Raw genomic sequence first — 11,212 nt, forward strand, 5'->3', positions numbered from 1 at the left:
TCAGGCCGCAGCGTTCAGGTGGGCCAGCCACTGGTCCAGCGTCGGCTCGGTGACCAGCGCCTCGAAGGACACCGGCAGCTTCTGCCTGCGCCAGCGGCTGACAAGGCGCATGATCTCCAGCGAGCTGATGCCGAGCAGCACCAGGTTCGCGTCGCCCGCGATCTCCCGCGTCGGCCGGTTCAGTACAGCCGCCAGGGTCTCGCGCAGTTCGAGTTCAGTCACTGTCATCGCAGGGCCTTCCGGTCGACCTTTCCCAGTGGTGTCAGGGGAAAGGCATCGATGATCTTGATGAGGTCGGGCAGCTTGTACTCGGCGACGTCGCGGCCGTGCATGAAGGCGCGCAGCTCGTCCAGGCTCGGCGCCCTGCCCTTGGGGACGACGTAGGCGCAGATGCGCTCGCCGAGGAACTCGTCTGGAACGCCGACCACCGCGACCCCGGCGACGCCCGCGTGCTCGCCGAGGTGCGACTCGACCTCGCCCGAGGAGATCTTGTCGCCGCCCCGGATGATCATGTCCTTGATGCGGCCCTCGATCACCAGCTCACCGTTCTCGGTCAGCCTCGCCAGATCGCCGGAGCGGTAGAAACCGTCCTCGGTGAACGCCTTCTTGTTGTGCTCGGGCACGCGGTAGTAGCCGCGCGGCGTGTACGGGCCGCGCGTGATCAGCTCGCCGATCTCCCCGGTGGGAACGTCATTTCCTGATTCGTCGGCGATGCGCATCTCGTCGGCGGGGGAGATCGGCGTGCCCTGTGTGTCCAGTGCGTCGACATCGTTCCGGGTGAACGTGAGCAGTCCTTCCGCCATGCCGAAAACCTGCTGCAAGCGGCAGTTCAGCGCCGGGCCGATGCTCTTGACGAACTCGGGCCGCATGCGCGCGCCACCGACTTGGAGCAACCGCAACGTGGAGATGTCGGAGTCCGTCCATTCCGCGACCTCGACCCAGATCTGGGTGAGCGAGGGCACGAGTGCGGTGACGGTGACGCCTTCGCGTTCGATCAGCGAAAAGCACTCATCGGGCGACGGGGTGTCGGCGATGACGGCTTTGCCGCCGTTCCACAGGGTTCCGAGAACGCCAGGGCTGCCCCATGCGAAGTTGAACTCGATCGGCAGCGCGGCGAGGTAGACGTCATCGGCGGAGAGCTCGCAGACGGAGGCCGCCGTGCGCGTCTGGTAGACGTAGTCGTCGTGCATGCGCGGAATCAGCTTGGGAAGTGCTGTTGTACCACCAGAAAGCAGGAAGAACGCGACGTCCGATGGATCGGCCTCGGGGAAGTCCCTTGGTGCTCCTTCAAGGTCTGAGTCCAGGTCGAAGCGCAGCCGGAAGTCGATCTGCTCGGCCATGTCGCGGTAGTCGAAACCGCGATACGTGCCGGGACCGATGTACGCCGTTGCTCCACTGAGTTCCTGGAGGTGGCGGATCTCAGTGTGCCGGTGCGCGGCCAGGGCGAAGACGGGTTTCGCGCCGAGCCGGAACAGGGCGAAGCAGATCGCCACGAACTCCGGGACGTTCGGCAGCTGCACGACAACGCGCTCATCGCGCTTGATGCCGTGGTCGGCGAATCCAGTCGCGAGACGATCGGCCCACGCGTCCAGTTCCGCATAGGAAATCCGGCGGTCACCGTGCACGAGAGCGGTGCGTGGGCCGAATTCCTCCGCCGTGGCGCGCAGCACCGCGCCGAGGGATTCACCGCGCCAATAGCCTTCTGCCCGGTAGCGCTCCGCGAACTCGGCGGGCCAGGGCGTGCATCCGTCCAGCATCACGCGTCCTTCGAAAGGATTTCCACGACGGCGCACCCGGCTTCCATGCCGGTGGTCGCGCCGACCAGCAGCACGAACTCTCCGGTCCGGACCTTTCCGTTGCGCCACAAGTCTTCCAAGCCCAGGAACAGGTCGGCGGCACCCGTGTGCCCGACGGTCTTGGTGTAGTCCCAGATCCCGCGCTCGTCGTCGATGTCCAGCGAGTCCAGGAAAATGGCGTCCAGCGCACCTCGGGAATAGCCCGGGTGGCAGACACGGCTCACCTGGTCGAAGGTGATCCCGGCTTCCTTCAGCGTGCGCTCGACGATCTCGGCGACCTGTTCCCCGAAGTGCAGGATCGGCGGAGCTTCGCCCGCTGCCCACTGCTCGCGCACGCGTTCGCTGCGCTCGTGGAAGTTCAGTCCACGGCCGATCGTGGCGCCCGGCGGGAACAGGTTCTCGCCCGCGCGGTGCAGGATTTCCATGCGGGGGTTGGACAGCGAGCCGATCGCGTGCACTTTCGCGAATCCCGTTCGCCGGGAAACCGCTACCGAGGAAGCGCCGTCGGCGAGCACGAAGAGCTTCGAGGCTCGCCAACGGTCGACGATCGGCGTGGAGAAGTTGTCGGCGGTGGTGATCAGTGCGGTGTCGTGCGCGGGATCGGCGATCAACCGGTGCGCGGCGGCTTCGACTCCGGCGAGCATGCCCAAACAGCCTTGGCGCAGTTCCATCGCGGGGATCGGCCGGTTGAGGGTGTTGAGGAGAACGTAGTGCGCGGCCGACCAGCCCTCGGGTCCTTGCGGATGCGTGGAACTGTGCAGCAGAACGCCGAACTCGTCGGGATCGAGGTTCTCCAGCGCTTTCCTGGCGGCGGCGATCGCCATGTCCGGCGCGGGCTCGTCCGGGCTGACCGTGACCGCTTCCATTTCGCCGAACTCACGTTCCGTCGCGTCGTACCAGCCCTGAGCCACCGCGTGGTCGGTCGTCACACGTGGCGGCAGGTAGCTGCCGATACCGGCTAGGAAGAGGCTTTCGGTCCGCACGGTGGAAGCTCAACACGGAGTGCCCGCGATGGCGTGAGTAGCCGGGTACTCAACTTGCCCCGCTACTCACGCGCACGCCCCCGCGTGCGTGCTGAGGTTTGTTCCGTGGACGTCGCTATCGTGGGCCTGGGCTGTCGTTTCGCCGGTGGAGTCACTTCCCCGGAGCTGTTCTGGTCGTTCCTCATGTCCGGTTCCCGTGCCGTCGGCGAAGTGCCGGACGGGCGCTGGGACGCGGCATGGTCGAAGTCGCGGGAGAACGCGGCGGTGCTGTCGCGGGTGACTTCGCGAGGAGCTTTCCTGGACGACATCTCAGGTTTCGACAACGCGTTCTTCGGCGTTTCGGGAACCGAGGCCGAGCAGCTCGACCCGCAACAGCGCGTGGCGCTCGAAGTCGCGTGGGAAGCGCTCGAACACGCGGGCATCGACCCGACGAAGCTCGCGGGCACGGACACCGGCGTGTTCATGGGCGTCGGCTCGGACGACTACGGGCGGAGACTGCTTGAAGACCTGCCCGAAGTCCGTGCGTGGACGGGGATCGGCGCATCGGCGTGCGCGGTCGCGAACCGCATTTCGTACACGTTGGACTTGCGCGGGCCGAGCTTCTCCGTTGACACAGCCTGTTCTTCGTCGCTGGTGGCGTTGAACCAAGCTTGCCGGAGCGTCGCTTCCGGCGAGTCCCCGTTGGCGCTGGCGGGCGGCGTGATGCTCATGTCCGGCCCGGGGTTGACGGCCGTGCTCGACGAGGCCGGGGCGATCTCGCCGGACGGGCGCTCGAAGGCGTTCTCCGATGCCGCGGACGGGTACGGGCGCGGTGAAGGGTGTGGCGTGGTCGTGGTCAAGCGCCTCTCGGACGCGCTCGCCGACGGTGATCACGTGTGGGCGGTCGTGCGGGGCGGCGCGGTTCGCCAGGACGGCCGGACCGACGGGATCATGGCTCCGTCCAGGGAAGCGCAGGAGCACCTGCTGCGCGCGGCCTACGCCGACGCCGGGGTCGATCCGCGCGAGGTCGGCTACGTCGAGGCGCACGGAACCGGGACGCGCGTCGGTGATCCCATCGAGGTCGGCGCACTGTCCACTGTGGTCGGTGAAGGTGGATGCCTTGTCGGGTCGGTGAAGACCAACCTCGGTCACACCGAGGCCGCCGCGGGCATCGCCGGAGTGATCAAGACCGTGCTCGCGCTGGACGCCGGCGTGATCCCGCCGACCGTGCTGGACGCCGGGCTCCGCCAGGACATCGACTGGGCGGGCTTGGAGGTGGTGACCTCGCCGCGTCCGCTGGAGTCGCGGTTCGCGGGCGTGGCCAGCTACGGGTATGGCGGCACGATCGCGCACGTCGTGCTGGAGCAGGGTTCCTCGCGCGCTCCGTCGCCGGTCGCCTCGCCCGGACTTCGCGTCTATCCGGTGTCCGGGGGGTCTCCGGATGCGGTGCGTGAGCAGGCTTCCCGGCTCGTGTCGGCGATCGGCGAGCGCTCTCTTGCCGACGTCGGGCACACACTGGCCCACCGCCGCGCGCATCTGCCGACGCGCGCGGCGGTGGTCGCCAGCGATCACGCGACCCTCACCGCGGGGCTGGAATCGGTTTCCCCGGTGGCTTCCACTGCTTCGGACGTGGTGTGGGTGTTCTCCGGGCACGGCGCGCAGTGGTCGGGGATGGGCCGCTCGCTGCTGGCCGATTCGTCCGAGTTCGCGGCGGTGATCGACCGACTGGAGCCGATCTTCCTCGCCGAGCTCGGTGTTTCCCCGCGCGAAGTGCTGGAGTCCGGCTCGCTGGGCGGAGTGGACTGCATCCAGTCGATGCTGTTCGCGATGCAGATCGGCCTCGCGGCGGTACTGACGTCGCGCGGTGTTCGTCCGGCGGCGGTGATCGGCCACTCGGTCGGCGAGATCGCGGCGGCCGTCGTCGCGGGCTCGCTGACGGAGGAGCAGGGCGCGCGGTTGGTGTGCCGCCGCTCCCGCCTGCTGCCGTTGGCTGCCGGGCAGGGCGCGATGGCGATGGTGGACATGTCGTTCTCGACGGCTTCTTCTTTGCTGGCCGGGCGCACGGACGTTGTGCCCGCGATCGCGGCTGCTCCGGCTTCGACGGTTCTCGCTGGTACGCCTGCTGCTCTGGACTCGTTCCTGTCCACTTTGGACGGACATGTCGTTCGGCGGGTGGACTCCGATGTCGCTTTCCACTCGCCGCAGATGGAGCCGCTGGCCGTTTCGCTCGCCTCGGCTGTCGCGGATCTTTCGCCTTCGGTTCCTTCTGTTCCTCTGTACGTCACCGCTGTTGCTGATCCGCGTTCTGCTCCGCGTCAGGATGCTTCGTACTGGGCGCAGAACCTGCGCAATCCCGTTCTGTTCAAGGACGCGGTGGAGGCTGCGGTCGAGGACGGTTTCCGCGTGTTCTTGGAGGTTTCCGCGCATCCGGTGGTCAGCCACTCGATCAACGAGGTGCTTGGCGGCAAGGGGGCTGTGGTGCCGTGCCTTCGCCGGAACAAGCCGGAGCTTGCTGGCCTGCTTGCTGCTGTTGCGTCGTTGTACTGCCACGGTGTCGACGTGGACTGGTCGGTGCTTCAGCCCGATGGGGTGCTGGCCGATTTGCCGGGAGTCGCTTGGCAGCACAAGCGTCATTGGGTTTCCGGACCTAGCGCGTCGTTCCCAGCTGACACGTTGCTCGGTACGCCGGTGACTGTGCACGGTTCTTCAACGCGGGTGTGGAATACGACGTTGAACGTGCGTACGCGGCCCTATCCTGGGCGGCATCCCGTGCTGGAAACGGAGATCGTGCCTGCCGCCGTTCTGCTCAACACGTTCCTGACGGCGGGGGAGTGTTCTGGGCTTCGGGATGTCTCGCTGCGGAACCCCGTGGTCGTGCCGTCGTCGGGTGCGCGCGAGGTGCAGATTGTCCGTGATGGCAACATCATGCGCATCGTTTCCGATGGTGCGGTGACGACTTCGGCTTTGTTGGACTTCGGTTCTGGCACCGGCTTTTCAGTTGATGCCTGTACGGAGTTGGCGCCGGACTACGTGATCTCGCGGCTGGCGGAGTTGGGCGTTGCGGCTATGGGATACCCGTGGCGCTTCTCGGAGCTTCGGCGTGGTGATGACGTCCTTTGTGGACAGATGATCACGGACGCCCCTGGCTGGGCTTCGGTGCTGGACGCGGCGCTGTCCATGGCTTCCGTGGTGTTCGACGGGCCTGCCGTGTTGCGGATGCCTTCGCACTTGGCGCGGTTCGGAGTATCTGGGACTGCTCCTTCCTCGGCCGCGATCTCGGTTCGCGTGTCAGGTCCGTCCACTGTGGACGTGTGGGTTTCTGGGGTTGGTGGCTCAGCGTGGTTCGAGGGACTGCGCTACGGAGAGCTCGCCGCAGAGGCTGATTCGCTGGCCGAGCTTCGGTACTCGGTCGACTGGTGTTCTTTGCCCGAGGGTGATTCTGTTCCGCTCTCGTCGGTTTCGGTGCTTGGTGACCCGAAGTTGGCTGCCGCGTTGGGGGTTCCCGAAGGGACTTCCGGCTCGCACGTGTTGTGTTCCGTGGACTCCGTTTCGTCGTTGCTGTCTCTTGTGCGGTCGCACTCCTCCGATTCGCGGTTGTGGTGTGTCACGTCTTCAGCGTCATTGATGGGTGTGAGTCGCGTTCTGGCGAGCGAGCATCCTGATTTCTGGGGCGGCGCCATCGAGCTGCCCTCGTCGCTGACCGCGCTGGACGTGTCGGCTCTGGCACGCGCGTTGTCTTCTCGCGAGCCTGTTCTGGCTGTGCGGGACGGCTCTGTTTTCGTGCCACGGTTGACTCCGGTTTCGGGTTCCGCTTCGTTCCAGTGCAGCCCTTCGGGTACCTATCTGATCACCGGTGGGTTTGGTGCTCTGGGCTTGGAAATGGCTTCACATCTGGCACAGCGCGGTGCTCGCCGATTGGTGCTGCTCGGCCGGACACCGCTGCCTCCTCGTGCTTTGTGGCCTTCGTCTTCCCCGATCCTGGCTTTGGAGGCCGCCGGAGTGACGGTGTTCCCCGTCGCGGCGGACATCGCTGATCTTTCGTCTGTGCGGTCGGCTTTGGAGGCGGTTCAGGCTCCGCCGATCACCGGCGTGGTTCATGCGGCTGGCATTGTCCACAGTGGACTCGTCGGGTCGTTGTCGTCGTCGGACATCGATGCCGTCATGCGGCCCAAGGTTGCAGGCGCGTGCGTGCTCGACGCCTTGTTCCCGCCGGGCTCGTTGGAGTTCATGGTCTTCTTCTCCTCCGCTGGGCCGCTGTTGGGGTTGCCGGGGCAGGCTGCTTATGCGGCGGCGAACGCGTTCCTGGACGATCTGGCTTGTCGTCGGGGCGGGGAGACGGTGAGCCTCGCGTGGACGAGCTGGCGCGGGCTCGGCATGTCGACTTCGGCTGCGGCGACGGACGTGGAGTTGGCGGCTCGGGGAACCGCGGACATCACGGCGGCTCAGGCTCTGCGGGCGTTCGACCAGTCCGTGGGGTGTGGGGAGAACGTGGTGGCTGTGTTGCGGGTGCTGCGGGAGCACGCCGGGCCTCGGCCGTTGGTGCTGTCCTCGGTGGTTGCTTCTTCTGCTCCGGTTGTTGCGGCTTCTGTGGTTTCTACGGTTTCTGTGGATTCCGTGGGAGAGATTGTTGCGGGGGTGTTGGGGGTTGACGCTTCTGTGGTGGGGGAGTCGCGGGCTTTGAGCGAGTTGGGGGTGGATTCGTTGCTGGCTTCTGCTGTGCGGGTGGAGTTGGAGAAGGCTGTGGGGGTGGCTTTGCCTGCGACGTTGTTGTGGAACTATCCGTCTGTGGGGGCGATTGTGGGGTATTTGTCTGGGGTTGTTCCGGCTGGGCTTTCTGGTTGAGTGGGGTTTTCTGGGTGTGGGGCTGTTCCGGGTGGGGGCGGCTGGGGTTCCGGGTGTGGGACGGCTGGGGTTCCGGGTCGGGGACGGCTGGGCTTCCAGCCCGCGTCGGTTCCAGCGTGGGGTCGGCTTGACCTGGGGGCCCCTTGCGCGTGCCGTCGTAGGCCGGGCGGGCACGGGATGGATCCCGGCCCCGCTGGGAAGCGTATGGCACGCGCACCCCAGGTAAAGCCGACCCGGTTTGTCTCGCGACTTACGTTCCAGCGTGGGGCGTTTTTGGCGTTGTCGACGCCTGGCAATTCATCCTTTAGGGCCATGATCGTCTATTTTATTCACGTAGAATAGGAGTATGGACCCTGACGCCGTCCTGAAGGCGGCCTTCACGGGCATGGGTAAAGCCGTAGCTGAGTTTTCGGTGACCCTGCTCAACTATGTGTCCGATCTTGAACCTCGTGATCGGGAATTCTCTGAAGAGCTGTTGATGCGTGAACTGCGCGTGTCGAGGGTGAAAGCGGGTTGGTTGATCGACCGTGCCACCGACCTCACCTCCCGCCCGGGAGTGTTGAAGGCGATGGTCGAAGGCCGGGTCGATGAGGGCAAAGCGCTCATGATCATCGACCTGCTCCGAGTTCTCTCGGTCGCGCACGCCGCGATCGCCGAAGAAGCTCTGTTGGCGCATGCGGAGAAGAACTCCTACTCGACGACGCGTCAGTACGCGGTCCGGTTCATCCACCGACTCGATCCGAAGGCTGCTGAACGCCGGTTCACGGAGAAGCGCAAGGCCCGCATGGTGGAGAAGATCAACCTCGACGACGGCATGGCTCTCATCAGGTTGATGATGACCGCCCATGACGCGGCGATGGTCTATGACCACGTCAACCGCATCGCCCGATCCCTCCCGAAAGATGACCGGACCCTGGATCAGAAGCGCTCCGATGTCGCCCGGGACTTGTTGTTGGGCCATGACACTCCGGCACCGCAGGGGCAGACGATGGTGTACCTGACGATGCCGATCACCTCAGCGTTCGGTATGACCAACGACCCGGCGATCCTCGGCGGTTACGGGCCGATCCCGGCCCGGATCGGCCGGGATATCGCAGCGGGTGGGATCTGGAAGCGGATCTTGACCGATCCAATGACCGGCATGGCTGAAGAGATCAGCCACGTCTACCGGCCGTCCCCGCAACAACGGGAGTTGATCGCCGCCCGGTATCCCACGTGCATGGCCATCGGATGCAACCAACCCGCACACCGCTGCGACCTCGACCACTGCTGCCCGTTCGACGGGACGAACACCACACTCAACAACCTGCGGCCGAAATGCCGCAGGCATCACCGGATGAAGACGCACTCCAACTGGAAATGCGAGAACCAACCCGACGGGACACACACCTGGACCACGCCGAACGGGAAGACCGAGGACGTGCACCCGGTGCCGATCGCGGAACCGGCGCCCTTCTGACACGAGCGCATCAGTCGCGCACCTACTCACCCCGCTCGGTGGCACTCCGGTACAGCTGGGCGTATCGCGCCAGCAGGTCGACGAGTGTGTGGCATTCCCATGGACCCTTGTAGACGGACCGGCGGTCATCGCCTCGCCGTCGTACAAGTCGCGGGCCCGGGAGATCGTGCTTGCCATGTGTGCGGTGACGGCGGCTGCCATCGGCGGGTGGACAAACCTGAGCGGGACGCCTTGGGTGGCAAGGGCTCCGCAGGGGAACGACTCGGCGCCGAGCACAGGACGGCGTCCCATGCTTGTGCGGAAAGCGCGGAGCTGCCACGGAACTGCAACGCCTCGGCGGTCTTACGGTCGACCATCGCGCGCGGTCACAGGGCGAACGTGGGGCGGTAGAGGTCGACCCAGTGGTAGAGGTCGAGAACGCGCTCCAAGCCCTGCCGAACGGGACCGGAGACGGACGTGGAGCCGACGGCCGCGTGCAGCCAGGAGCGGTCGATCAGCGAGAACACGGGATTGTCCTTCTCGGACAGCACATCGGCGGCCTGGGCTTGCAGAGCGGTGACGTACTGGGCGGACTGGACGGAAGGGTAGGGGCTCTTCACGCGGTCGGCGACGGATTGGGGGAGCACGTGGCGGACAGCCGCGCGGAGGAGGCTCTTCTCACGGCCGTCGAAGTGCTTGAAAGCCCAAGGGGCGTTGTAAACGTACTCGACCAAACGGTGGTCGCAGAAGGGAACGCGCACTTCGAGGCCGGTGGCCATGGACATGCGGTCCTTGCGGTCCAACAGCGCCCGGACCAAGCGGGTCAGGTGCAGGTGGCAGATGACCCGCATCTGGCGCTCGGACGCGGACTCGGTGTCGAGGAACTCCACCTCTGACACGGCCGCCGCGTACTGGTCGGCGACGTAGGAATCAAGATCGAGGTCGAGGTCCTCGCGGAGCACGGCCGTCCGATCGGTGTTGATGGAGTGCGAGAACGTCAGCCAGGGGAACGTGTGGGTGGCCTTGGTCCGGAACCAGGGGTAGCCGCCGAACACCTCATCGGCGGACTCGCCGGAGAGCGCGACGGTGGACTCCTGGCGGATCGCCTTGAACAGCAGGTAGAGCGAGGCGTTGATGTCGCCGAGGCCCAACGGGATGTCCCACGCGCTGACGACGGCGCGGCGCAGCGAGGGGTCGGACAGGGCGGTGGGGTCGAGGATCACGTTGGTGTGCTTGGAACCGACGAAGTCGGCGACCTCGCGGACGAATCCGGCGTCGGAGGTGGAGCGCAGCTCGTCGGGGATGAACTCGCCGGTGAAGTCGACGGAGAACGTGCGGAGGTCGGGGATCGCCTGGGCGGCCAGGCCGGTGAGCGCGCTGGAATCGAGGCCGCCGGACAGGAGAACGCACTGGGGCACATCGGCGACGAGCTGCCGGGCGACGGTGTCGGTGAGGAGATCGCGGACGGTCTCGATCGTGGTGTGGCGATCATCGGGGTGCGCGGCAGTGACCAGCGACCAGTACCTGTGGGAACGAAGTCCCGAACTAGTCAACGTGAGCACAGTGCCGGGTGGGACCTCGTGCATGTCCTTCCACAGCGACCAGCCGGGCGCCTTGGTCTGGCCGAACAGCTCCTGGAGGCAGGAGCGGTCGATCACCCGCGAAGCCAACGGGTTGGCGAGGATGGACTTCGGCTCGGACCCGAACAGCAGGCCGTCCGGAGTTCGCTGGTAGTACAAGGGTTTGACGCCGAGGCGGTCGCGGACGAGAACGAGCTTCTGCTCCCGCGAGTCCCACAGGGCGAAGGCGAACATGCCGTTCAGGCGCTCCGCGACGGCCGCGCCCCAACGGAGATAGCCGCGAAGGACGACCTCGGTGTCGCTGCGCGTCCGAAAGTTCTGCGGACCCAACTCAGCGCGGAGCTCGGTGAAGTTGTAGACCTCGCCGCTGTAGACGAGGGTGACGCCGTCGGCCTCCATGGGCTGGACGCCGCCGGCAAGATCGATCACGGAGAGGCGGCGGTGGCCGAGCGCGACCTGCGGGCGCAGCCACGTGCCCGTCTCATCGGGGCCGCGGCGCGACAGGGTGTCGGTCATCGCGGCGAGCACGTCCGCGTGCTGGGTGAGGTCAGTGTCGTAGGCGGCCCAACCGGTGATGCCACACATCGTGCGTCC

6 protein-coding genes are annotated in these 11,212 nt (G+C 66.3%); 2 read left to right on the forward strand and 4 right to left on the reverse strand.

What is annotated here, in order from left to right:
- Genes ABD798_RS13485 through ABD798_RS13495 form a run of 3 tightly spaced genes read right to left on the reverse strand, consistent with a single transcriptional unit; the run spans window position 1 to window position 2,779 of the window.
- A complete protein-coding gene (locus tag ABD798_RS13485) occupies window positions 1-228 on the reverse strand; it encodes a phosphopantetheine-binding protein (protein WP_344874453.1) in 228 nt (75 codons plus the stop codon).
- Complete coding sequence (locus ABD798_RS13490; RefSeq protein ID WP_344874455.1) at window positions 225-1,757, reverse strand: (2,3-dihydroxybenzoyl)adenylate synthase; 1,533 nt, start codon at window positions 1,755-1,757, stop codon at window positions 225-227. Before ABD798_RS13490 ends, ABD798_RS13485 begins: the two co-directional genes overlap by 4 nt.
- Complete coding sequence (locus ABD798_RS13495) at window positions 1,757-2,779, reverse strand: ketoacyl-ACP synthase III family protein (RefSeq protein WP_344874457.1); 1,023 nt, start codon at window positions 2,777-2,779, stop codon at window positions 1,757-1,759. The genes ABD798_RS13490 and ABD798_RS13495 overlap by 1 nt, the downstream gene beginning before the upstream one ends.
- A 33-nt stretch (window positions 2,780-2,812) precedes the next feature.
- Here ABD798_RS13495 and ABD798_RS13500 point away from each other — a divergent pair, with 33 nt between their 5' ends.
- A complete protein-coding gene (locus tag ABD798_RS13500) occupies window positions 2,813-7,600 on the forward strand; it encodes a type I polyketide synthase (RefSeq protein WP_344874459.1) in 4,788 nt (1,595 codons plus the stop codon).
- A 346-nt stretch (window positions 7,601-7,946) separates the two neighbouring features.
- Entirely contained in the window at window positions 7,947-9,059 is a 1,113-nt protein-coding gene (locus ABD798_RS13505; protein WP_344874461.1) for an HNH endonuclease signature motif containing protein, read from the forward strand.
- A gap of 365 nt (window positions 9,060-9,424) precedes the next feature.
- Here ABD798_RS13505 and asnB read toward each other — a convergent pair whose 3' ends face one another.
- Complete coding sequence (asnB, locus tag ABD798_RS13510; protein ID WP_344874463.1) at window positions 9,425-11,203, reverse strand: asparagine synthase (glutamine-hydrolyzing); 1,779 nt, start codon at window positions 11,201-11,203, stop codon at window positions 9,425-9,427.
- Window positions 11,204-11,212 lie beyond the last annotated feature (9 nt).

It is taken from the genome of Allokutzneria multivorans, from assembly GCF_039537405.1.
GTDB lineage: Bacteria > Actinomycetota > Actinomycetes > Mycobacteriales > Pseudonocardiaceae > Allokutzneria > Allokutzneria multivorans.

Coding starts and splice junctions, on each gene's coding strand:
- ABD798_RS13485 (WP_344874453.1), bottom strand. CDS start 228: ATGACAGTGACTGAACTCGAACTGCGCGAGACCCTGGCGGCTGTACTG.
- ABD798_RS13490 (WP_344874455.1), bottom strand. CDS start 1,757: ATGCTGGACGGATGCACGCCCTGGCCCGCCGAGTTCGCGGAGCGCTAC.
- ABD798_RS13505 (WP_344874461.1), top strand. CDS start 7,947: ATGGACCCTGACGCCGTCCTGAAGGCGGCCTTCACGGGCATGGGTAAA.
- asnB (WP_344874463.1), bottom strand. CDS start 11,203: ATGTGTGGCATCACCGGTTGGGCCGCCTACGACACTGACCTCACCCAG.